This is a genomic window from Bradyrhizobium canariense (genome assembly GCF_018130465.1).
Classification (GTDB): Bacteria; Pseudomonadota; Alphaproteobacteria; order Rhizobiales; family Xanthobacteraceae; genus Bradyrhizobium; species Bradyrhizobium canariense_C.
This window is the reverse complement of record NZ_JAFCKJ010000017.1, coordinates 147,998-171,301: the sequence shown is the minus strand read 5'-3', so window position 1 is coordinate 171,301 and position 23,304 is coordinate 147,998. Positions and strand designations below refer to the sequence as shown.

At 64.6% G+C, this 23,304-nt stretch carries 20 protein-coding genes; 10 read left to right on the top strand and 10 right to left on the bottom strand.

Annotated features, from left to right (window positions below):
• Positions 1–194: 194 nt before the first annotated feature.
• Entirely contained in the window at positions 195–911 is a 717-nt protein-coding gene (locus JQ591_RS32100; protein ID WP_211399971.1) for a GntR family transcriptional regulator, read from the bottom strand.
• Between the two features lie 95 nt (positions 912–1,006).
• On the opposite strand from JQ591_RS32100, the gene JQ591_RS32095 reads away from it, so the two are divergent.
• The 6 genes from JQ591_RS32095 to JQ591_RS32070 all read left to right on the top strand — a co-directional run bounded on the left by JQ591_RS32095 (position 1,007) and on the right by JQ591_RS32070 (position 7,390).
• Positions 1,007–2,026 carry an ABC transporter substrate-binding protein gene (locus JQ591_RS32095; RefSeq protein ID WP_211399970.1) on the top strand — a complete coding sequence of 340 codons (1,020 nt, stop codon included), beginning with the start codon at positions 1,007–1,009 and terminating at the stop codon, positions 2,024–2,026.
• Positions 2,026–2,787 carry an ABC transporter ATP-binding protein gene (locus JQ591_RS32090; RefSeq protein ID WP_211399969.1) on the top strand — a complete coding sequence of 254 codons (762 nt, stop codon included), beginning with the start codon at positions 2,026–2,028 and terminating at the stop codon, positions 2,785–2,787. The genes JQ591_RS32095 and JQ591_RS32090 overlap by 1 nt, the downstream gene beginning before the upstream one ends.
• A gap of 10 nt (positions 2,788–2,797) precedes the next feature.
• Positions 2,798–3,655, top strand: a complete 858-nt coding sequence (locus JQ591_RS32085) for an ABC transporter permease (RefSeq protein WP_211399968.1) — start codon at positions 2,798–2,800, stop codon at positions 3,653–3,655.
• The gene (gene araD / locus JQ591_RS32080; RefSeq protein WP_211399967.1) at positions 3,652–5,391 is read left to right on the top strand and encodes an L-arabinonate dehydratase; all 1,740 of its coding nucleotides are present in this window, start codon (positions 3,652–3,654) and stop codon (positions 5,389–5,391) included. Before JQ591_RS32085 ends, araD begins: the two co-directional genes overlap by 4 nt.
• A 105-nt stretch (positions 5,392–5,496) precedes the next feature.
• Complete coding sequence (locus tag JQ591_RS32075; RefSeq protein WP_211399966.1) at positions 5,497–6,216, top strand: ribonuclease activity regulator RraA; 720 nt, start codon at positions 5,497–5,499, stop codon at positions 6,214–6,216.
• 82 nt (positions 6,217–6,298) lie between these two features.
• Entirely contained in the window at positions 6,299–7,390 is a 1,092-nt protein-coding gene (locus JQ591_RS32070; protein WP_211399965.1) for an SMP-30/gluconolactonase/LRE family protein, read from the top strand.
• A 178-nt stretch (positions 7,391–7,568) separates the two neighbouring features.
• Here the strand turns inward: JQ591_RS32070 and JQ591_RS32065 are convergent, their stop codons facing one another.
• Positions 7,569–9,674 (bottom strand): S9 family peptidase, encoded by a 2,106-nt coding sequence (locus tag JQ591_RS32065; RefSeq protein WP_211399964.1) that lies wholly within the window; start codon positions 9,672–9,674, stop codon positions 7,569–7,571.
• 186 nt (positions 9,675–9,860) lie between these two features.
• On the opposite strand from JQ591_RS32065, the gene JQ591_RS32060 reads away from it, so the two are divergent.
• Together JQ591_RS32060 and JQ591_RS32055 are read left to right on the top strand one after the other, a co-directional pair.
• Entirely contained in the window at positions 9,861–11,297 is a 1,437-nt protein-coding gene (locus tag JQ591_RS32060; RefSeq protein ID WP_211399963.1) for an MBOAT family O-acyltransferase, read from the top strand.
• Positions 11,297–12,403, top strand: coding sequence for a hypothetical protein (locus tag JQ591_RS32055; RefSeq protein ID WP_211399962.1), 1,107 nt, complete (start codon positions 11,297–11,299; stop codon positions 12,401–12,403). The genes JQ591_RS32060 and JQ591_RS32055 overlap by 1 nt, the downstream gene beginning before the upstream one ends.
• A 240-nt stretch (positions 12,404–12,643) precedes the next feature.
• Here the strand turns inward: JQ591_RS32055 and JQ591_RS32050 are convergent, their stop codons facing one another.
• From JQ591_RS32050 to JQ591_RS32040, 3 genes are all read right to left on the bottom strand, one after another.
• The gene (locus JQ591_RS32050; protein WP_211399961.1) at positions 12,644–13,831 is read right to left on the bottom strand and encodes a pyridoxal-phosphate-dependent aminotransferase family protein; all 1,188 of its coding nucleotides are present in this window, start codon (positions 13,829–13,831) and stop codon (positions 12,644–12,646) included.
• 98 nt (positions 13,832–13,929) lie between these two features.
• Complete coding sequence (locus tag JQ591_RS32045) at positions 13,930–14,670, bottom strand: thermonuclease family protein (RefSeq protein ID WP_211399960.1); 741 nt, start codon at positions 14,668–14,670, stop codon at positions 13,930–13,932.
• Positions 14,671–14,934: 264 nt separating this feature from the next.
• The gene (locus JQ591_RS32040) at positions 14,935–16,665 is read right to left on the bottom strand and encodes a hypothetical protein (protein ID WP_211399959.1); all 1,731 of its coding nucleotides are present in this window, start codon (positions 16,663–16,665) and stop codon (positions 14,935–14,937) included.
• A 420-nt stretch (positions 16,666–17,085) separates the two neighbouring features.
• On the opposite strand from JQ591_RS32040, the gene JQ591_RS32035 reads away from it, so the two are divergent.
• The gene (locus JQ591_RS32035) at positions 17,086–17,934 is read left to right on the top strand and encodes a caspase family protein (RefSeq protein WP_211399958.1); all 849 of its coding nucleotides are present in this window, start codon (positions 17,086–17,088) and stop codon (positions 17,932–17,934) included.
• 157 nt (positions 17,935–18,091) lie between these two features.
• On the opposite strand, the gene JQ591_RS32030 is transcribed toward JQ591_RS32035, so the two are convergent.
• From JQ591_RS32030 to JQ591_RS32020, 3 genes are all read right to left on the bottom strand, one after another.
• Positions 18,092–18,979 (bottom strand): efflux RND transporter periplasmic adaptor subunit, encoded by an 888-nt coding sequence (locus JQ591_RS32030; RefSeq protein WP_211399957.1) that lies wholly within the window; start codon positions 18,977–18,979, stop codon positions 18,092–18,094.
• Between the two features lie 334 nt (positions 18,980–19,313).
• Complete coding sequence (locus JQ591_RS32025) at positions 19,314–20,438, bottom strand: lactonase family protein (RefSeq protein ID WP_211399956.1); 1,125 nt, start codon at positions 20,436–20,438, stop codon at positions 19,314–19,316.
• A gap of 346 nt (positions 20,439–20,784) precedes the next feature.
• Positions 20,785–20,970: a hypothetical protein gene (locus tag JQ591_RS32020; protein WP_211399955.1), complete on the bottom strand. Its 186-nt coding sequence runs from the start codon at positions 20,968–20,970 to the stop codon at positions 20,785–20,787.
• A 130-nt stretch (positions 20,971–21,100) separates the two neighbouring features.
• Between JQ591_RS32020 and JQ591_RS35620 the strand changes: the two genes are divergently transcribed.
• Positions 21,101–21,223, top strand: coding sequence for a hypothetical protein (locus JQ591_RS35620; protein ID WP_283817992.1), 123 nt, complete (start codon positions 21,101–21,103; stop codon positions 21,221–21,223).
• Positions 21,224–21,339: 116 nt separating this feature from the next.
• Here the strand turns inward: JQ591_RS35620 and JQ591_RS32015 are convergent, their stop codons facing one another.
• Entirely contained in the window at positions 21,340–22,257 is a 918-nt protein-coding gene (locus tag JQ591_RS32015; RefSeq protein WP_211399954.1) for an MBL fold metallo-hydrolase, read from the bottom strand.
• A gap of 243 nt (positions 22,258–22,500) precedes the next feature.
• On the bottom strand, positions 22,501–23,283 hold the full coding sequence (locus tag JQ591_RS32010) for a 3-hydroxybutyrate dehydrogenase (RefSeq protein ID WP_211399953.1): 783 nt from the start codon (positions 23,281–23,283) through the stop codon (positions 22,501–22,503).
• Positions 23,284–23,304 lie beyond the last annotated feature (21 nt).

Sequence of the window (23,304 nt, the reverse complement as noted above, 5' to 3'; positions counted from 1 at the left end):
GTATCCTCCGGGTCGGATGGGACTTCCCAGCGACCGCAAATCAAACCATCAACGCCGAAATTGTTGCGCGGATTGCCTCCGGCCTGCAAGCACTTCGCGGGCGATCCGACGATTGCTCGCAAAAGGCGAACTCGGCGCGCCAACTTATGCACGGTTACGTGCATAAGCGCTCGCGACAACCGCGCGCCCTATGCCTAGTCGGTCAGGTATTCCGGATAGTGGCTTCGGATCGTGTCGAGCTCGCTCAGCGTGCCGGACAGGTGCTTGCGCAGATGCTGTTGCGCGGCATCGGCGTCGCCGTCCTCGATCGCGCGCGTGATCAGCTTGTGATGGCGGACGATGTTCTGGGCCTTGCCGGGTGAGGGCAGATGCAGCCGGCGCAACCGGTCGATATGTCCGCTGCGGCTGCGCACCAGCGTCCAGAGCTCCTGCTTGCCGGCCGCTTCATAAAGCTGCGCGTGAAAATCATTGTCGCCGGCGATGAAGCTCTCGAAGTCTCCGGCCTTGGCGAATTGTTGCTGGAGCGCGATCGTGTGGTCGAGGCGTATGACCAGGGCTTCGCCGTGCTGCTCCGCGAGCAGCCGGACGATTTCGAGCTCGAGCGCCTGGCGCAGGAAATGGGCCTGCTCGGCGCGGCCGACATCGACTCGGCTGACGACGGTCGCGTGCTGCGGAAACACGTCGACCAGCCCTTCTTCCTCCAGCCGCATCAAGGCGTCGCGGATCGGCGTCGAGCTGACGCCGAATTGTGCGGCGAGATCTGTGCGCGACAGCGGCGAGCCCGGCGGCAGTTCCAGCGCGAGAATGGCGTTGCGCAGCCGCTCGAACACTTGCGGGGCGGCCTGCCGGGCCCGGTCGAGCCGCGCGCCGGGGCGGGCGGCCGCGCGGGGCGCGGGGTGGGCTGTTTCCATGCGAAGGGCTCCGGCCGGCCTTGCCTTTGATACACTAATGCATTAGTGCATCAGTGAGATCGCTCGTCAATGGCGACCGGAGGAAACGAACAACAATGATCAAGCAATTGCAGTGTGGCCTCACAGCCATCGCCCTGATCGCCGCAACGGCGCTGACGGCCTCGCCCGCGAAGGCGCAGCAAAAGTCCGAGATCTCGCTGTCGCGGCAGCCCGGCATTTTCTACATGCCGAGCCACATCATGGAAAAGCAGAAGCTGATCGAGAAGCACGCAGCTCAGCTCGGGGTAGCGGGTGTCACCACCAAATGGGTCACCTTCTCCGGCGGCGGTGCGCAGACCGATGCGCTGCTCGCGGGCGGCGTCGACATCCTCAACACCGGCACCGGCAATCTGCTGCTGCTGTGGGACCGCACCCGCGGCGGCGTCAAGGGCATCGTCGCGACCTCGGCGCAGCCGATGACGCTGATCAGCCGCGACGCCAACATCAAGTCGATCAAGGATTTCGGTCCCAGCGACAAGATCGCCGTGCCGACCGTAAAAGTCTCGACCCAGGCGATCGTGCTTCAGATCGCCGCCGCCGAGGCCTTTGGTGCCGACCAGTGGTCGAAGCTGGATGCCAACACGGTCCAGCTCGGCCATCCCGACGCCTATGCGGCGCTGTCCAACTCCAAGCACGAGGTGCACACCCACTTCTCGATTCCGCCGTTCACCTTCCTCGAGCTGAAGAACGTGCCGGGCGCGCATGTCGTGTTGTCGTCGCCCGACGTGATGGGCGGCCCGCTCAGCCAGGCGCAGTTCTTCACCACCACGAAGTTCGCCGATGCCAACCCGAAAATCATCCAGGCCGTGCGCGATGCGACCAAGGAAGCGCAGGATCTGATCCGCAGCGACACCAGACAGGCGGTCGAGATCTACAAGGAGATCACCGGCGACAAGACCTCGGTGGAAGAGCTGCTCGATCTCCTCAAGGAGCCCGGCATGATGGAGTGGAATCTCGAACCGCAAGGCACGATGAAATTCGCCGCCCATCTGTTCAAGACCGGCACGCTGAAGACTCAGCCCAAGGCCTGGACCGATTACTATCTCCCCGTCGCCCACGATCTGAAGGGCAACTGATGGCGCTGCTCGACGTCAGCTCCGTGACGCTGCGCTACAAGACCTCCAGCGCCGTCGTCACCGCCACGGAAAGGGTGAGCTTCACCGTCGACAGGTCCGATCGCTTCGTGCTGCTCGGGCCGTCCGGCTGCGGCAAGTCGACCCTGCTCAAGGCTGTCGGCGGCTATATGGCGCCGAGCGAGGGCCGCATGACCATCAACGACCGCGAGATCCACGGTCCCGGCGCTGATCGCATGATGATCTTCCAGGAGTTCGACCAGCTCCTGCCCTGGAAGAGCGTGCTCGCCAACGTGATGTTCCCGCTGCTGACCGCGCGAAAACTGTCCCGCAAGGACGCCGAAGTGCGGGCGCGGGCCTATATCGAGAAGGTCGGGCTGACACGCGTGGCCGATGCCTATCCGCACACGCTGTCCGGCGGCATGAAGCAGCGCGTCGCGATCGCGCGCGGCATGGCGATGGAGCCCGATATCCTGCTGATGGACGAGCCGTTTGCGGCGCTCGATGCGCTGACGCGCCGGACCTGCCAGGACGAGTTGCTCCAGCTCTGGAGCGAGACCAAATTCACCGTGCTGTTCGTGACGCATTCGATCGCGGAAGCGATCCGCATCGGCAACCGCATCTTGCTGCTGTCGCCGCATCCCGGCCGCGTCAAGGCCGAAGTGGTCGACGTCGACAAGGTCTCCAATGACGATGGCAGTGCCGGCCGGCTGGAGAAGGAGATTCACAATCTCCTGTTCGCCTCCGAAGCAACGGCGCATTGAGGGAGCCGCCATGGGCGAAGCCAGAATATTGCTGCGTGACGCGCCGGTCGCCGGCGGCACAGTCGAGGTCGAGCGCAAGCTGAGCGTGCTTGAGCTGTTGTGGAACGATGGTTTTGTCCGCAAGACCGCGATCATCCTGTTCCTGGCCGCGGTCTGGGAGGCCTACGGCCTCACCCTCGACAATCCGCTGCTGTTTCCGACGATGCACGACACCATCGTCACGCTGTTCGACCGCGTGAAGGACGGCACGATTCCGATGCGGGCCTGGGCCTCGCTGAAGGTGCTGTTCATGGGCTATTCGGCCGGCATCGTGCTCGCCGCGATCTTCACCGTGCTCGCGATCTCGACGCGCATCGGCACCGACTTCCTCGAGACTGTTACGGCGATGTTCAATCCGCTGCCGGCGATCGCGCTGTTGCCGCTCGCTTTGATCTGGTTCGGTCTCGGCAACGGCAGCCTCGTCTTCGTGCTGATCCATTCGGTGCTGTGGCCGGTCGCGCTCAACACCCATTCCGGCTTCAAGAGCGTGTCCAACACGCTGCGCATGGTCGGCCGCAATTACGGCCTGCGCGGGCTGCCCTACGTGGCGAAAATCCTCATTCCCGCGGCCTTCGGCTCGATCCTTACCGGTCTCAAGATCGGCTGGGCCTTCGCCTGGCGCACGCTGATCGCGGCCGAGCTGGTGTTCGGCGTATCGTCGGGGCAGGGCGGGCTCGGCTGGTTCATCTTCGAAAACCGTAATCTGCTCGACATACCTGCCGTCTTCGCAGGCCTCTTGACGGTGATTATCATCGGGTTGTTTGTCGAGAACCTGATCTTCCGCGCCATCGAGCGGAACACCGTCCAGAAATGGGGCACCCAATCATGACCAAGAAGAAAATTACGCCCGACCAGCTCCGCAGCGCGCGCTGGTTCGCGCCTGACGATCTCCGCTCGTTCGGCCATCGCTCCCGCACCATGCAGATGGGCTACGCGCCGGAGGAGTGGAAGGACCGCCCGATCATCGCGATCCTCAACACCTGGTCGGACGCGCAGCCCTGCCATATGCACTTCAAGTCGCGCGTCGACGACGTCAAGCGCGGCATCCTGATGGCCGGCGGCCTGCCGCTGGAGCTGCCGGCGCTGTCGCTGTCGGAATCGCTGCTCAAGCCGACCACGATGCTCTATCGCAATCTGCTGGCGATGGACGCCGAGGAACTGCTGCGCAGCCATCCCGTCGACGGCGTGGTGCTGATGGGCGGCTGCGACAAGACCACGCCCGCGCTGCTGCTGGGCGCCACCTCGATGAACATTCCGGCGATCTATCTGCCGGCAGGCCCGATGCTGCGCGGCAATTGGAAGGGCAAGACGCTCGGCTCGGGCTCGGACGGCTGGAAATACTGGGACGAGCGGCGCGCCGGCAAGATTTCCGACAAGGACTGGCTCGACATCGAAGCCGGCATTGCGCGCAGCTACGGCACCTGCATGACCATGGGCACGGCTTCCACCATGACGGCGATTGCCGAGGCGATCGGCATGACGCTGCCGGGCGCCTCCTCGATTCCCGCCGCTGATGCCAACCATATCCGCATGGCCTCGGAATGCGGCCGCCGCATCGTCGAGATGGTCTGGGAGGATCTGACGCCGAAGACGATCCAGACCCGCAAGGCGTTCGAGAACGCGATCGCGGTGGCGATGGCGATGGGCTGTTCGACCAATGCGATCATCCATCTGATCGCGCAGGCTCGCCGCGCCGGTCTCGACATCGGCCTCGACGATTTCGAGATCGCAAGCCGCAGGGTGCCCGTCATCGCCAATGTGCGGCCCAGCGGCGATGCCTATCTGATGGAGGACTTCTTCTATGCCGGCGGGCTGCCGGCGCTGATGGGTCAGATCAAGCCGCATTTGCACCTCGACTGCATCACCGTCACCGGCCAGACGCTGGGCGAGAACATCGCGCACGCCGAGGTGCATAATGACGACGTGATCCGCTCGATCGACAATCCCATCTACAAGGAGGGCGCACTCGCCGTGCTCAAGGGCAATCTCGCGCCCGACGGCTGCGTCATCAAGCCGAGCGCCTGCGCGCCGCGCTTCCTCAAGCACACCGGCCCGGCGCTGGTGTTCGACGATTATCCCGCGATGAAGAAGGCCGTCGACAATCCCGATCTTGACGTCACCGAGGACCACATTCTCATTTTGCGCAATGCGGGGCCGCAGGGCGGGCCGGGCATGCCGGAATGGGGCATGCTGCCGATCCCGACCAAGCTCGTGAAGCAGGGCGTGCGCGACATGGTGCGAATCTCGGATGCGCGCATGAGCGGCACCAGCTACGGCGCCTGCATTTTGCACGTCGCCCCCGAATCCTATGTCGGCGGGCCGCTGGCCTTGGTGCGGAACGGCGACCGCATCACGCTCGACGTCGCCGCCCGCACCATCAATCTCGACGTGTCGGAGGCCGAGCTCGAAAGGCGCCGCGCCGCCTGGAAGCAGCCCGAGGGCCGCTTCGAGCGCGGCTATGGCTGGATGTTCACCAAGCACATCAAGCAGGCCAATGACGGCTGCGACTTCGACTTCCTCGAAACTGATTTCGGCGCGCCGATCGGCGAGCCGTCGATTTACTAGTTTCTGTCGTTCCGGGATGGTCCGAAGGACCAGACCCGGAACCTCGAGATTCCGGGTTCGATGCTGACGCATCGCCCCGGAATGACGACCATGAAAGAGCACGAAATGACCAAACTCACCGAAGCCACCCGCAACAAGCTCAAATCCGTCTCCACCGCCACCGTCGCAACCGCGTTGTTCAAGCGCGGCCTGCGCATCCAGATGATCCAGGATGTGCACCCCCTCGGCGCCGACCAGCCGACCATGGTCGGTGAGGCCTTCACGCTGCGCTACATGCCGGCGCGCGAGGATCTCAACACCATCGACGTCTTCAAGGACCGCTCCCATCCGCAGCGCAAGGCGGTCGAGGATTGCCCGGCAGGCAGCGTGCTGGTGATGGACAGCCGCAAGGACGCGCGCGCCGCTTCCGCCGGTGCGATCCTGGTCACGCGCTTGATGAAGCGCGGTGTCGCCGGTGTCGTCACCGACGGCGGTTTTCGCGACTCGGCCGAGATCGCCAAGCTGGGTATCCCCGCCTACCACCACCGCCCGAGCGCGCCGACCAATTTGACGCTGCATCACGCCATCGAGATCAACGTGCCGATCGGCTGCGGTGATGCGCCGGTGTTTCCCGGCGACGTCATTCTCGGCGACAGCGACGGCGTGATCGTGATCCCCGCGCATCTCACTGAGGAGATCGCCAACGAGACCTTCGAGATGACCGCGTTCGAGGACTTCGTCACCGAGGAAGTCAACAAGGGCCGCGGCATTTTCGGTCTCTATCCGGCGACGGATCCGCAGACGCTCACCGACTTCGCCGCATGGCGGAAGGCGAACGGCCGGTAAGGCCACGCTCCGGCACCGAATCTATCAAGAAACAGGCCGGCCGCACCAAGCGCCGGCCTTAAATCACCCAGGGAGGACTCCTATGAATTTCACACGACGCAATCTCCTGGCCGGCGCTGGCGCGGCGGCGGCTTCCACGTGTCTGGCCCGCGCCGCCGGTGCTCAGTCGTTTCCGTTCACGCCCAACCAGCGCTATCCCGATCCCGCCGTCCAGATCCTCGATCCGGGCTTTGGAAAATACCGGCTCTATTCCTCGACCGTCGAGCAGGTCGCGACCGGGATGCGCTGGGCCGAAGGCCCCGCCTATTTTCCCGAAGGCGGATACCTGCTGTTCTCGGACATACCCAACAACCGGATCATGAAGTTCGACGAGAAGACCGGGCAGACCACCGTGTTCCGCGCCAATGCGAATTACGCCAACGGCAATGCGCGCGACCGTCAGGGCCGTCTCGTCAGCTGCGAGCACTCCGTCACCCGCCGCATCACCCGCACCGAGAAGGACGGCAAGATCACCGTGCTGGCCGACAAGTTCGAGGGCAAGCGGCTCAACGCGCCGAACGACATCGTGGTGAAATCCGACGACAGCATCTGGTTCACCGACCCGCTGTTCGGCATCAACGGCGAGTGGGAGGGCAAGAAGGAGAAGGCCGAGCAGGCCACCACCAACGTCTACCGCATCGCCAAGGACGGCAAGCTCACCGCCGTGCTCACCGACCTCGTCAATCCGAACGGCCTCGCCTTCTCGCCGGACGAGAAGAAGCTCTACATCGTCGAGTGGAAGGGTACGCCCAACCGCAGCATCTGGAGCTACAATGTCGGTGACGACGGTTCGCTCAGCGGCAAGACCAAGCTGATCGACGCCGCCGACCAGGCCTCGCTCGACGGTTTTCGCGTCGACCGCGACGGCAATCTCTGGTGCGGCTGGGGCTCCAACGGCGCGCTGCAGTCCGAGCCGACCGAAATCGGCGGCCGCAAGGTGTTTCAGCTCAAGGGCAAGCCCGAAGATCTCGACGGCGTGATGGTGTTCAACGCGGACGGCAAGCCGCTCGCCTTCATCAAGCTGCCCGAACGCTGCGCCAACCTCTGCTTCGGCGGCCCCAAGAACAACCGGCTCTACATGGCCAGCAGCCACTCGGTGTATGCGCTTTACGTCGAGGCGCACGGGGCGGTGTGAGGTGGGTCGCGCCTCACACCGATGTCGTCCCGGCGAAGGCCGGGACCCATAACCCCAGGGAGCAGTTTGGCGAAGACTAGAAGTTAAGAGGCCTTCCGCGGTACCGCTACCTGCGCATTGCCGATAAATCACGCGGTATGGGTCCCGGCCTTCGCCGGGACGACAGCGGCGTGTGTCGCTACACCCCCGCTTCCGCCATCCCCGCCGCCCACAGCGCGAACGCATAGACGATCGCGACTTCATCCAGCCGGTTGAAGCGCCCCGAGGCGCCGCCGTGGCCGGCGCCCATGTTGGTGCGGAGCAAGACCGGGCCGCCGCCACTCATGGTCGCACGCAGGCGCGCGATCCATTTGGCGGGCTCCCAATAGGTCACGCGCGGATCAGTCAATCCGCCCATCGCCAGGATCGCCGGATAGTCCTTGGCCGCGACATTGTCGTAGGGGGAATACGACAGGATGGTGCGGAAATCCTTCTCGCTCTCGATCGGGTTGCCCCATTCCGGCCATTCCGGCGGCGTCAGCGGCAGCGTGTCATCGAGCATGGTGTTGAGCACGTCGACGAACGGCACTTCGGCGACGATGCCGGCGAACAATTCGCCGGCGCGGTTGGCGACCGCGCCCATCAGCATGCCGCCGGCCGAGCCGCCATGGCCGACGATGCGCTTTGCGCTGGTATATTTCGCATCGATCAGCGCGCGGGCGCTGGCTGAGAAGTCGTCGAACGAGTTCGTCTTCTTCTCGCGCTTGCCGTCGAGGTACCAGCCCCAGCCCTTGTCGGCACCGCCGCGGATATGGGCGATGGCGTAGACGAAGCCGCGATCGACCAGTGACAGCCGGTTGGCGTTGAACGAGGCCGGCATCGCCATGCCGTAGGAGCCGTAGCCGTAGAGCAGCAGCGGCGCCGTGCCGTCGAGCTTGAGCCCGCGGCGGTAGAGGATCGAGACCGGCACCTCGGCGCCGTCCTGCGCATTTGCCATGATGCGCGTCGTGACGTAGTCGGCCGCATTGTGGCCGGACGGAATCTCCTGCCGCTTGCGCAAGGTGCGCGTCTGCTTGACCATGTCGTAGTCATAGACTTCCGACGGCGTCGTCATCGACGAATAGGCGAAACGCAAATTCGTCGTCTCGAATTCGTAGGAGCCCATCGTGTCCAGCGAATAGGCCGCCTCGTCGAAGGCGATGGCGTGCTCCTCGTGAGAGGCGAGGTCGCGGATCACGATCGACGGCAACGCATTGGCGCGCTCCAGCCGCACCATGTGGCCGGCATAGAGATCGAGGTCGATGATGTAGATGCCGGGGCGATACGGGATCAGATCGCGCCAGTTCTTGCGCTCGGATGAGTTGAGCGGTGCGGTGACGATCTTGAAGTCGATGGCGTCGTCGGCGTTGGTGAGGATGAAGAGTTCGTCGCCACGGTCGGCCAGCGAATATTGCACACCCTCCTCGCGTGCGGCGACGAGGCGCGGCGGTGCGTCGGGATGGGCGAGGTCGATCAACCGCTGCTCCGAGGTCTCGTGGTCGCCGCCCGCGATGACGCAGAAGCGGCCGCTGGTGCTCTCTTGCAGATGGGTGAACCAGCCGGAATCCTGCTCTTCGTAGACCAGCGTGTCGTCGGCCTGCCTGGTGCCGAGCTTATGCCGCCACACCTGCATGGGGCGATGATTGTCGTCGAGCTTCACATAGAAGAAGGACTTCGCATCCTTGCTCCAGACCACGCCGCCGTCGGTCTCCTCGACGACGTCGTCGAGATCTCTTCCGGTCGCCCAGTCGCGCACGCGGATGGAGAAATATTCCGAGCCCTTGGTGTCGGCGCTCCAGGCCTGCAGCTTGTGATCGTTCGAGTGCCGGCTGCCGCCGAATTTGAAGTATTCATGGTTTTTGGCGAGCGCATCGCCGTCGAGCACGATGTGGCCCTCGCCGCCATCGCGCGGCATGCGGCCGAACAGCTCGTGCTGGCCGCCTTCGCGGAACTTGCGGAAATAGGCGAACTCACCGTCGGGCGACGGCACGCTGGAATCGTCCTCCTTGATCCGGGAGCGCATCTCGCGCACCAGCGTCTTCTGGAGGGCTGCGGTGTGGCCGAGCAGGCTCTCGGTGTAGCCATTTTCTTCATCGAGATATTTGCGGATGTCGGGATCGAGCACCGTGGGGTCGCGCAGCACCTCCTGCCAATTCTCGTCCTTCAGCCAGGCATAGTCATCGGTCACGGTAATCCCGTGCTGCGTGAAAGAATGCGGCCGGCGCGGGGCGACGGGGGGCCGGGAGGGTGTTTTGGCTTGTGTCACTCGATCCTCGTTCAGGTGCGTGTCCCACCTTATATCGTCCTGATTCCACGAATTGCCAGCGCGGCTGCGCCAGGAACGCGCCAGGGAACGCGCCAAGGAACGCCCAGGGACTGCGCCAAGCCGCCGGGTTGTTGATCGGTCCCTTCTATGCTTTAGGCTCCATGTCCCCGCCGCCGGTCCAGCCTGATGCTGTTCAATTCCTACCCGTTCATCCTGCTGTTCCTGCCGGCTGCGCTGGCCGGCTATTTCTGGCTCGGGCGGCGCAGCAATCTGGCCCCGGTGATCTGGCTGGCGGCGGCCTCGCTCGTCTTCTATGCCATCGGCAATTGGCAGTTCGTGGCCCTGTTGCTGATATCGATCGCCTTCAATTATGGCGTGGGCCACCTCCTCATCGTGGCGAAGCTTACTCCGTCGCAACGAAAGGCGGCACTTGCCCTCGGCGTCGCCGGCGATCTCGTCGTGCTTGGCGTCTTCAAATATGCCGGCTTCGTCGCCGAGAACATCAATGCACTGGCCGGCACGCACTTTGCGGTCCACATCTTGCTGCCGGTCGGCATCTCCTTCTACACGTTCACCCAGATCGCGTTCCTGGTTGACGCCTGGCGCGGGCAGGTCGCGGCCTACGCGCTGCCGCACTACGCGCTGTTCGTGACATATTTTCCGCATCTGATCGCGGGGCCGATCCTTCACCACAAGGACATGATCCCGCAATTCGAACGGGAGGAAACCAAGCATCCGCATGCGCATCTGATCCTGTGCGGCCTCATCATCTTCGCGATCGGCCTGTTCAAGAAGACCTGCCTCGCCGACGGCATCCAGCCGCTGGTCGCGCTTGCTTTCGATGCGCGCTCGCCGAGCTTCGACCAGGCCTGGCTCGGCGCGCTCGCCTACACGTTCCAGCTTTATTTCGACTTTTCCGGCTATTCGGACATGGCGATCGGAATATCGCTGATGTTCGGCATCTTCCTGCCGGTCAATTTCAACTCGCCCTACAAGGCCATCAGCATCGTCGAGTTCTGGCGGCGCTGGCACGTGACGCTGTCGCACTTCCTGCGCGACTATCTCTACATCCCGCTCGGGGGCAATCGCCGTGGCCGCGCGCTCCGTTATGTCAATTTGATGCTCACCATGCTGCTCGGCGGGCTCTGGCACGGCGCGGCCTGGACGTTCGTCGTCTGGGGCGCGCTGCATGGCGCCTATCTCTGCGTCAATCACGCCTTCAATGCGCTGGTGCCTGACATTCCGACGTTCCTCGCGCGCCCGGTCCGGATCGCCGGGGCCGTGCTGACTTTCCTTGCCGTCGTTGTCGCCTGGGTGTTCTTCCGCGCCGAGCGGGTCGATTGGGCGCTGCGGGTTCTCCACGCCATGGCCGAGCCCTCCAACATCGTCTTCGGGCGCGAGGAGATCGCGGCGCTGGTGCAGGTCACGATCTATGCCGCGCTGGTGTGGCTGGCGCCGAACACGCAAGGAATCATGGGGTACGACCACGCCAATCGCAGGGTCGGCGACGGCCTGATGGCCGGACGGATGCGGCCGCTGGTCCTCTATGGTGCGTCGCTGGTGCTTGCGTTCGGGATTTTGGGCATCCAGAGCCACAGCGAATTCATCTATTTCCGGTTCTGATGCGAGGCGCGTTCACACATCCAGGGCGTCTTCTCCTCGCGAGCATCGCGTGCGTGCTGGGGGCGGCTGCGCTCACCTACGTCATCGATCCCCTGCAGCTGTTTCGCCCCTCGCGTCTCGTCGCGCCCTTCTATTCCGACGACACGCGCGTGCAGAATGCCGGTCTGATCCGCAGCCAGTCGTTCGATGCTGCCTTCATGGGCACCTCGCTCGCGATCCATTTCCGTCAGAGCGACATCGACCATGCGCTCGGCGTGCACTCGCTCAAGCTGGCGATGACCGGGTCCAATTCGCGCCAGCAGGGTTTTGTGCTTGGGCGGGCGATCGACCGCGGCGCAAGGCGGGTGATCTGGGCGATGGACGACTTTATCTTCGTCGATGCGGCCGACATCGAATCCGATCCGTTCCTGTCCGTCGATCTCTATCGCGGGACGGCCAAGGGCATCGCGTCCTATCTGTTCAGCGCGGCAATGGCGAAGGAATCCCTGTTCGCACTGCTGCGATCGGTTCCGCCGCTGCGAGAGCCGCTGACCCGGGCGGCGCCTTTTCTGCCTGTCAAGTTTGCACTGTCCGACGTCGACGACATCTATGCGCTGCCGCGGGATATCGACGTCGCGCGCGCCTACAATGCGAAAAGGACGCTCGCGGCCTTCGCCTATATCACCGATCCCGTACGCAGCCGCTTTCTCGGCGAAGGCTATCGTTACGACGTCATGGTGCGGCATTTCGAGCGTGACGCCGTTGGCCTGATCGCGCGCCATCCGGACGTGACCTTCGATATCTACTTCCCGCCCTATTCGATCCTGCAATTCGTCGCGATGCGCGATGCTTCGCCTGCGACGCTGAAGATCGTCTACGACCTCACGGCTGTCATTGCGCAGCGCCTGACGCAGCTTCCCAATGTGCGCCTGTACGATTTCCGGGCGATCAAGGAAGTGACGCACGACCTCGACAATTACGGCGACGTCATCCACCATTCGCCGGTCGTCGATGCGAAGGTGCTGTCGTGGCTGGCGCGTGGGGAGTATCGGGTCGATCCGAAGACACCGCTCGCGCCGCTGGATGAGCTGAAGGCGCAGGTTGAAGCGTATCGCGTGCCGCGGTGAATCTTGGGCGGCTGCGAGTATGAGGCCGGGCGCGACCACAAACTCCGCCGTCGTCCCGGCCTAGTGCGCAATTGCGCACGGGGGCGGGGACCCATAACCCAGGGAGGGGTTTGGCGAAGACTCGCAGTTAAAAGGTCTTCCGCGGTACGGGCACCGTGCGTCACGGATTGATCACGCGGTATGGGTCCCGGCCTTCGCCGGGACGACAAGGGAGTGTGGGGTTACAGCAGAGTGTTCCGCCTACACCGCCACCTCTTCGCCGAGATACGCAACCGCCGCTTCGAGCCCGCCTTTGCCGTGCGGGATTTTCAGCGCGTTCAGCCCGATCTCGATCACGCCCAACGTGCCGAGCAGCATCGGGGCGTTGATATGGCCCATATGGGCGATGCGGAAGGCTTGTCCCGAGAGATCGCCGATGCCGGTGCCGAGCACCACGCCGCACTTCTCCTTGCAATAGCGTTGCAGTATTGCCGGGTCGTGGCCGTTGCTCATCGTCACCGTGGTCACGGTGTTGGAGCGTTCGCTGGCTTCAGCGACGTTGAAGCCGAGCACCTGGCCTTCCGACCACGCGCCGACGGCGCGGCGGGCGGCCTCGGCAAGCAGGCTGTGGCGGCGGAAGGCGTTCTCCAGCCCCTCCTCGTGCAGCAGGTCAATGGCCTGGCGCAGCGCGAACAACAGATGCACCGGCGCGGTGCCGGCATATTTGCGATAATGCTCGGTGCCCTCGCGCTCGCTCCAGCTCCAATAGGGCGTCGACATGTTGGCCTTCTTCTGCACCTCGAGCGCGCGCGCGTTGGCCGCGACGAAGCCGAGGCCGGGCGGCGTCATCAGGCCCTTTTGCGAGCCCGACATCGCAACGTCGATGCCCCATTTGTCCATCTCGAACGGCATGCAGCCGAGCGAGGCGACGGTGTCGACCATGTACAGCGCCGGATGGCCGCTCGCCTTGATCGCCTTGCCGATCGCCTCGATGTCGTTCTGCACGCCTGAGGCCGTGTCGACCTGGACGACGACGACGGCCTTGATCGTATGCTCCTTGTCGCGGCGCAGGCGCTCCTCGACCTCGTGCGGCCGCACCGCGCGGCGCCAGTCGCCCTTGAGCACCTCGACCTCGGCGCCCATCAGGGCTGCGGCATTGCCCCAGCCGATCGCGAACCGTCCGCTTTCGAGCACCAGCACCTTGTCGCCGCGCGACAGCACGTTGCTCAGCGCCGCTTCCCAGGCGCCGTGCCCGTTGGCGATGTAGATGTAGGACTTGCCCTTGGTCGCAAACAGTTTCGAGATGTCGCTGAGCAGGCTCTCGGTCAGATCGGTCATCTGTTTGGAGTAGATGTCGATCGCCGGACGATGCATCGCCCGCAGCACCTCGTCGGGCATCGTGGTGGGCCCGGGGATGGCCAGAAATTCCCGGCCCGCGCGAACGGTCATTGCTATTCTTCCTTGTGTCGTGAAAACGGTCTGGAGGTTGCTTTCTTTTACGCGCCGCAGAAGCCCAAGAAAAGCACGTAAAACGCAGGGCTGGGGCTCTATCTCTTCGTTTCGCGGCAGCCGGCGGCTTCCGCGTCTTCCACCGAGCAGAACCAGCGCGTGCCTTTGCTGATCTTCATCTTGATCTGGGTGTACCAGCGGCTGTTTGGCTGGTGGTAGATGCATTCGCCGGCACTGTTGACGTTGCCCTTGATGGTGCAGTCCGGCGAGGGGGCAACGGGGCCCGAGGCGGAGGCGAGCAGCACCGAATGCGAGCCGTCGGGCGGCTTGGTCGCGCCCAATATCGTCGTCTTCTTGTTGCGCACGCGCCAGTCCCAGGGCGCGATGAAGGCGCCCTGCCACATCCCGGCTTTTGCCTCCCGCGCGGCAGCTTCATCGGGTTCGTAGTCGCGAGAGACGCGGGTGTAGGCCAACGCCCACCCGCTCCGCACCAGCCATTTCTGGATGTCCTCGCCGCCGACCTCGCAGCGCGCCACGGTGCGGCCGCGCCGGTCGATCGCGCGGGCATGGCAGACCCAGCTCTTGCCCTCGGTGTATTTGGCGAGCTCGTCGCGGGCCGCGATGCCGCAGGTCCAGCGCTCGTCCTTGGTGTTGAGGCAGAGCTGGTCGACCGCGGGCGCGTCGATGCCGCCGAGCCTGATCCGCGTGTTGCCGATCACGACGGCGTCGCCGGCGCGGACCTTTGCGATGCCGGTGATGTCGGCGGCCTCAGCTGGCGCCGGCAAGCCGGGCAAGGATAAGGCGAGCAATGACAGCGCAATCAGGAATTTTCGCAACATGCCGGTCCGCGTGTGATGAAAATTGCGATAGACCCCGCAATTGTGGTCGGCTTTTGTCCGCCCGGCCAGCATGTGCCTGACAGTTGGGCTTTCAACTTCCCGTCATCGGGTGAACAGCTCTCGTGTCCCGGACGCGGTGCGGCGTGTAACGCCACTCCGCTGAGCCGGGATCCAGAAAACCGCAAGCGTTGGTCTTGATGGCTTGGGCCCCGGCTCTGCAGCGCATCGCTGAAGAGCACTGCGCTACGTCCGGGGCACGAAACCTCATCCCCGCCCCATCATCGCCCGCTTCGCCACCGCCAGCCCCATCAGCACGAACGCCGACGTGACCTCCGGGCCGCCCACCAGGATCCGCGTCGGCGTCTTCATCTTGTTCCATTCATAGGCGCGGAACGGGCCGCGGCGGCCGCCTTCGCCGATGGCAGCGACGATCACGTTCAGCGCCGGCGCAAAGGCGCGCGGGTCGGCGCCGAGATGGCCGAGCGCGATCAGCGCCAGTGCCGCGTCGAACACGTTCATCTCGGCGGCCATCAGCTCGCCCTTGACGTAAGAGAGCACGCGGTGGCGGATGAAATCGAAATCGCCGTCGGGATCGATGACAGCCTGCGCCGCCAGCGGCAGCGCCAGGAAGGCGGCGTAGCAGCGGCCGAAATAGGCGCTGTAAAGCTCCGGCAAATAATAGATGTGCGAGCGTGGATTGGCGAAGGCGCCGCTCGCCGCCAGCCGCTTCTGGAAGCCGATGATGCGATGCACGGTGGCAAGCCGCGCCGGCGTCTCCAATACTTTCCAGCGCGCGAGGTTACGGAAGCTGACCTCGAGAATGTCGAGATTGAGCGTCGGATCGAGATCGTTGCCATAGGGCCGCTCGCCCTTGAGGTTGTCGATCCAGGTCGCAACCCCGCCCTCGTAGTCGATATCGTCGTTGAGTGGCACGGTCACGCGCGGCTCGTTGACGCCGGCGTGCACCTGGTAGCCGGCGTAGAAATCCAGCAGCGGCTGGTCGAGGATCGGATCGGTGCAGCCGGCCTGCGTTGCCGCGGAGATCGAGCACGCCGTGGTGTCGCAATCCGGCACGTAGACGCCGAAACCGAGGTCCTGCTTGATCTGGGCGAAGTAGCGTGAGAAGCGCGGATGCGGCGCGGGCGCGAGCGCGGTGATGACGTTGAACCGCGCCCCGTCGGTGCCCTCGACCTCTTCGCGGCTGATGTTGACGCAGAAATCGACCATGTCGGAGACCGCGCGCTCCGCCGCAACCTTGTCGGCGGACGAGGCGAGCCCGGTCTCGACGTAACTCAACAGCGCCTCGATGAAGAACGCGTCGTAATAGGCCGAGCGGTGGCGGATCTGCACCGGTTCCCACATCGGTTCGGCAACCCCTCGCCAGGGCGGATTGACCACCCCGCGTGCCGGCGATCGCGCGATGAAGACGCGGGCGAGGTTAAACAGCAGCGAGGAGTTCTTGTAGCCGCGCGCGTTGAGACCCGTGAGCGCCATGGTCAGCTCGCGCCCGCGGAAATCAGGATCGCCGATCAGGTTGAACGCGGCGTAGGTCGGCAGAAAGCCATTTTTGCGGTACGAGCCCAGCAGATGCTGCGCGCAGTCCCGGATCGCGCTGTCGATCCGCGATTGTTGCGGCATGGAGCCGGTGAACATGGCCGGCGGCGGCTTGGGATGATCCAGCGCGATGCTGTCGACGAGATCGGCGACGGGCTGGCCGACCGCCGCCCAATCGGGCTCGGCCTCGTCGCGGGCGCGAACCAGCGCCTCGCGCAGCCGGGCCAGTTTCCCTTCGTCGCGCAGCTCGGGCAGGCCTGCGCGGCGGAGCAGCACCCGCAATGCGGGATTGCCGAGCGCGGTCTTGTAGAACTTGGCCAGATGCGGATCGCCGCTGGCCGCAACAGACAATACGGGATCGCAGACGTCGTAAAGCGAGGGGCCGTCCTTCCGTGCCGTCAGCGCCCGGCAGGCGGCGCCGGCAAAATATTGAAAGCTCATGAAATACCTGGTCGCGGGAATTTGGCCGAGGGCCAGCCGGCACGCTCCCAGCCGCGCGCCACCCCCTGCAAGTCGTTGAAAAAGCTACCCGGATTCGCAGGAAATACAAATGTGACGAGAGTCACAGAAAAAGCCGGCACGGAGGCTGCATGATCAGGCTCCGGGAAGCTACGGGGGCGCGGAAAATGGAGACTTTTGGGCAAGGGAATTAACTAATGACTTCAGTGATTTAGCTCAAAGTCTGGGCAATCTATTGCCGGGGCGGCGATATCCGGTTAAGGGTTTGTTTGGTGCGGCGCCGCAAATTGCGCGCAATTCGGGGGCACACCCCCGGCCAATCCCTCAAACCTAAAGACGCCATCGCGCTACTCAAACAGTGTGCGCGCGCTTGGCTGGTCTTTGGCACAGGAACGAACCGAGATGAATTTAAGGCAGCTCGACCTTTCCCGACGCACGATCGCGGTCGCCGCAGCCCTGATTGGCACGGTGTCGCTCGTGATCGGCGCCCACGCTGCTCTCAACATGCGGGCGCTCGATGCAGCCAAGGCCGTCTCGACCGACCAGATCACCGGCTCGATCGGCCAGGCCTCGCGTCTCGCCCTCGTCATCGGCAATGGACATTACCCCGACGCAAGCGCGCCGCTGACGCAGTCGATCAACGACGCCCGCGCGCTGTCCTCGTCGCTGCGCAAGAGCGGCTTTGACGTCGACATGGTGGAAGACGCGACCAAGGACGACATGGTCCGCGCCGTCAATCGCCTGAAGTCCCGGATCAAGCGCGACACCGTCGTCATGCTGTTCTTCGGCGGCTACGGCGTGCAGGCCGGTCGCGAGAGCTACATGCTGCCGGTCGATGCCGTGATCTGGAAAGAAAACGATGTCCGCCGCCAGGGCGTCTCCATCGAGGGCGTGCTCGACATGATGAAGGAGCAGGGCGCCAAGGCCAAGCTCGTCGTGGTCGACGCCTCCCGCCGCAATCCCTATGAGCGCCGTTTCCGCTCCTACAGCCACGGCCTCGCGCCGATCAGCGCGCCGGACAATGCGCTGATCCTCTCCTCGGCCTCGCCCGGCAAGGTCGTCGACGACGGCAAGGGCGAGCACAGCGTGCTGGTCAGCGAGTTCCTCAACAACCTCAATGCGCAGGGCAGCGCCGAGAGCGTCTTCAACAAGACCCGCGTCGCCATCTCGCGCGCGAGCGAAGGCGACCAGGTCCCGTCCGTCTCCTCCTCGCTGCTCGAGGATGTCCATTTCGGCGAAGCCGGCGGCTAGTTTTTCGCGGCGCTTGTAAGGGTGGATTAGCGAAGCGTAATCCACCACTTCTCTCTCTCGTCAGCGTGGAAAGCAAATAGGTGGATTACGCCTTCGGCTAATCCACCCTACGATCCACGTGCTCAGCGCGCATCTGCAATGACGGTTGTGGCGGGATCTACTTCGCCGCTTCCGCGGACATCACCGTGCGCACCGGATCGCCTTCGCGCAGCAGCGCGCCGGCGCGGGCGACGACGATATCGCCTTCGTTGAGGCCGTCGCGCACCTCGATATTGCCGCCCGACATCAGTCCGACCTCGACGCGCTTGGTCTCGACGCGGTTGCGGCGGATCACCTGCACGACGGTGCCGGCGGAGGAATATTGCACCGAGGTCAGCGGCACCGCGACGTTGCAGCTCTGCCCGGACTTGATCAGCGCGCGGCCGCTCGCATTCAGCAACAGCCGCTTCTGCGAGGAGATGCCGATATAGACCATGCCCTGCTGGATGTTCGGCTCGACCGTCGGGCCGATGCGGCGCACCTTGCCGTCGATATCGCCGGCGCCGGCGATGCGCACGGTCGCGATCTGGTTGACCGCGAGCTTGCGCATATCGCCGGTCGCGACGAGCCCGACGAGATCGTATTCGCTGCGCGCCACGATCGTGAACAGCGCCTCGCCCTTGGCCGAGGCGAGGTTGCCGATCTGCGCGGTCGACGTCGCGATCACGCCTGCCACGGGGGCGGTGACCTGAAGCGTGCCGCCCTCGGGCAGCGCCAGCCGCGCCAGCACCTGGCCTGCGGTGGTGGTCTCGCCGGCTTCCGCCAGCACCTCCGTCACCTTCAGGCCGGGCCGCTCGGGCCGCACCGAGCTTTCCTCGCGCGCGATGATCGTGCCGGTGGCCTCGACGATGTCGGAGAAACAGGATTTTGCGACCTTCAGCACCGTGACCGCCGGCCCCTTGGGCGCGTCGTCATCGGCGGCAGGCGCGGGCTGGGCGGACAGCAACAGCAGTCCGGTGATCGCAACGAGATGTCTGGAAACAGAACGCGCAGGCAAAGGACGCATCGGTCATTCCGGTTGGGGCCTTGACGGCCTCATCGTTAGCAGAAGCGATCGCTGCGAGCCAAGGCCACATAAGGGCCGGCCGGATGAGAATGCCGCAGCAGCATGGGCGGCGCGATGCCGCCCGTTGAATTAGTCTTCGGGACTGGCGCCAAGGTTCGCTGTCTTCCTCCCGTCCCTGTGGCCATCCTTCGAGACGCCCGCCTGCGGCGGGCCCTCAGGATGAGGTCGTGCTTCGCGGCGAGATGTCAGACCCTCATGGTGAGGAGCCCGCCAAAGCGGGCGTCTCGAACCATGCAGGCCGAACTCATCCCGCAGCCTCCAAAGCGGAGCAATCTCACGGCAGGCTCAAGAACTCCGCCCAGTTCGGCTTCTTGCCGGTGGCGTAGGATTTCAGCTTGGCGAGTGCGCCGCTGCTCTGGTCGATGGCATAGACCGTCATGCTGTCGGAGAGCTCGCCGACCGCGGCGAGGTAGCGCCCGCTGGGATCGATGTGGAAGCCGCGCGGCTGCTTCTCGGTCGGCACGCTGCCGATCGTGGTCAGCTTGCCGGTTGTTGCATCGACCTTGTAGGCCGTGAGCGTGCTGGTGGTGCGCTCGGAGGCGTAGAGGAAACGGCCGTCGGGGGTGATGTGGATGTCGGCGGCCCAGGGTTTTCCCGAAAAGCCTTCCGGCAGCGCGGTGGTGCGCTGGATCTCGTCCCATGCGCCGCCCTTGGCCTCATAGGCGAACGCCGCGACGTCGCCGTTCAGCTCGTGGAGGAGATAGACGAACTTGCCGTTGGGGTGGAACACGAAATGCCGCGGCCCCGATTTCTCCGGCACCTTGTGGGCCGGCGGATCGCTCGGCGTGAGCGTACCGGTCGTGGCATCGAACGCGAAGGCCAGCACCTGGTCGGAGCCGAGATTGGTCGCGAACACGAAGCGGTTGTCGGGCGAGGGCAGGAAAGCGTGCGCGTTCAACCCGGTCGGGATCACCTGCTTCGGCTCGCCCGCGACGCCGTTGGCGAGCAGCGGATTCAGCGCGACCTTGTTGCCGCCATAGGAGGCGCTGAACAGGAATTTGCCGCCGCGGTCAAAGGCGATGTTGGCCATGCTGTCGGCGAGCGGGCCGTTGCCGATATGGCTGAGCTGGCCCGTCTTCGGATCGATCGCAAAGCTCACCGCAACGAACGGCTGCGAGCGGACACCGGCGATCAGCACGCGATGATCGGGCGTGATCGCGAGCGGCGTGGAGGAGCCGGGCTTTTCGACGCCGGTGAAGGCGGCCGTCTGCACGGGCGTCATCTCGCCGCTCTCGGCCATCTTGAACACGCTGATGTCGTTGCTGTCGGCGTTGCCGACATAGGCGAAGGTCTCGGCCATGCCGGCGCGGACTCCAGAAATGAGAGTGAGGAAAGCGAGGGTGGTGGCGATCGCAGCGCGGGGCGCGCCGGATGCGATGCGTCGGGTCGATCTCAACATGGGGTCCTCCTGGATGCCGGTGCGGCATTTGTCGTTTTGCCGGCGAGGATAGCGGCAGCCGCCCCGCAGCACCAAATTCCAATTGGGATCGATCGATGCCGAAATGGCATCGGTGGGAGGTCTACCGCATCGCCGCTGTGCGGGAGGGCAGATGGGGGCCGGGCGGGTGGCGGGGCGGCCCGAGCACGGTCCACACGGTGACCGCCAGCAGCGCGCAGGTCAGGATCGTCCAGGCGACGAGTCGTTTCCGCATCAGGCCGAATCCGTCAGTCATATGAATGAGAATGCTCCCGGGGGCGTGCCTGGCGATCGTGCACTGCAAATCGCGGCGATCCTATGAACTCGTTCACAGGCGAAACGAACCAATGCCGCGCGAGCGCATTGAACCGGCATGCCCCGTGAAAACGATCTTGAAGGTAAGCCCGACATGGGCGGCAAGCATGGCGGTCAGGCCGGCCAGCCCAAGCCGCCGCCGCGTCCGCGCGAGGGTGCGCGAGATGAGGACGTCGTGGCAAAGCGCCACACCGGTCAAACCGATCGCAACTCCGCGCCGACCAAACCAAAATAGCAGCTCGCCCGCGCCGCACTCGCACTGGGAACGGCAGCCTCGCCTTGCCGTTACCCTGATCGCGAGCGGAGCAGATCGAAACGGAGGCTGGCACGTGTTTTGGATTTATTGGAACACCGTCTGGTCGCTGATCATCAGCGGTATCATGGTCGCCACCATCGTCGCGCATCCCGATGCCGAGTTCGTCGAGATCCACACGGCCAAGCAGGTCAAGTGAGCCCGCACCGGCCGTCTCAGCGGGGCGATCGCCGCGAGGGTCGATGCTTGATCCTGTTTTCGAGGGCGCGGGCTCATCGAGTCCGCGCCCTGCTTCGGCTCTAACCCGGCAAGCGGTCAGTAGTCCCAGAACACCGGCACCCAACGAAAGGCGTCGCCGTCGGCTGCCACCCGACCCACGGACGGGAACGGCAGGTGCGTGGCCACCAGCATCTCGCCGGTCTCGGCAAGCTGTCGCAACAGGCGGATACGAACGCGCGCGGCCTCCTCGGGGTCGTGTTCGAAACCGTTGTGCCAGTCGGGTTGCTCGAACCCGACGGCAAACACGGCGTCGCCGGCGAATGTCAGCGCGTCACCGCCGGACGCCATGCGAACCACGCTATGTCCGGGGGTGTGACCGCCGGTACGACGGGCGACGACGCCAGGCGCAATCTCGTGCGCGTCATCGAACAACCGCAGCTGACTGCCGTATTCCTTCAGGAACCGCTTGGCCGTCGATCGAAGCGCGTCCGGGAACCCTTCCGGCATGGCAGTCCGGGAGAAATCGGGCTGTTCCCAGAACTTGACCTCGGCGGCCGCAACGTGGATCCGCAGGTCCTTGCGCAGCTGCTCCTTCACCCCGTCGACCATCAGCCCGCCAATGTGGTCCATGTGCAAATGGGTCAGCACCAGATCGGTCACGGACGAAAGATCGATGCCGGCGGCCGCCAGTCGCTTGATCAACTGCCCGGCCCGCGGCAAGTGCAAGTTCGGGTCCGAGCCCAGTCCGGCGTCGATGAGGATGGTCTTGCCGCCGCTGCGGACCATGACGGCGTTCAGCGCCCAGTCGAAAGCGTCCTGCGGCAGGAACATGTCGTGCAGCCAGGTCGCCCGGACCGCCGGGTCGGCGTTGTGTGCCAACATCGTGGTCGGCAGCGGCAGCACGCCATCGCTGACCACCAGCACGTCGATCTCGCCGATCTTCAGCGCATAGCGCGACGGAACGAGCTCTTCGGGTCCCGATGACACGGGATATGAGGTGTTGTGCAGATTCATGTTGGTCTCCTGTTTCGAGGGTTGAGGTGCTTGCATGGTCTTGACTCTGGCTGGTCCTGGTTGAGCAGGCCGCGCCGCCAGGGAGAGCGCGGCCGTCATCGTTTGGTGCGTTAGAGATTGGTCACGCGCTCCGGATCGGCCGAAGTGAGTGCGGCGGCGCGCGCATTCTCGCAAGGCAACGGTCCGGCCGGCTGCCACATCGCCCATCCATCGCCTGACGGGCACGATGTGAGTGATGGGCAATCATCGCGCCGTCCAGCCGCCATCGACGGAGATCGTCGTGCCGGTGATCTGGTCGGCAGCGTCCGAGCACAAGAAGGCGACGGTGCCGCCGAGCTGCTTCGGCGAGGCGAAGTCCAGCGACGGCTGCTTCTCGGCGAGAAGCTCTTCGGTCGCTTCCTTCTGGCTGATGCCTTTCTCCGCCGCGATGTCGCTAATCTGTTTCTCCACGAGCGGCGTGCGCACCCAGCCGGGACAGACCGCGTTGCAAGTGACACCGCTGCCGGCGGTTTCAAGGCCTACCACCTTGCTAAGGCCGACGAGGCCATGCTTGGCCGCGACATAGGCCGCCTTGTGGGTGGATGCGACGAGACCATGCGCGGAGGCGATGTTGACGATGCGGCCCCATCGCTGCTTTTTCATCTGAGGCACGGCTGAAGCGATGCCGTGAAACGCGGCAGACAGATTGATGTCCAGAATGGCCTTCCACTTGGCGGGCGGAAACTCCTCGACCGGTGCGGTGAACTGGATGCCGGCATTGTTGACGAGGATGTCGAGCCGTCCGAAGTTTTCGATCGTCGCCTCGATCATGCCGCGCACGGCCTCACCATCCGACATGTCGGCGCCGTCATAGGCGACGCGCACGCCGTCCTCGTGTTCGATGCCGCTGCGGATCTTCTCGATCTCCCCCGGATCGCCAAGGCCGTTCAGGACGATATCGGCGCCGAGCCTGGCCAGCTCTCTTGCGATCCCGAGGCCAATGCCGCTGGTGGATCCGGTGACGATCGCTACCTTGCCTTTCAACATGAAAAATTCCCTTCGATGATG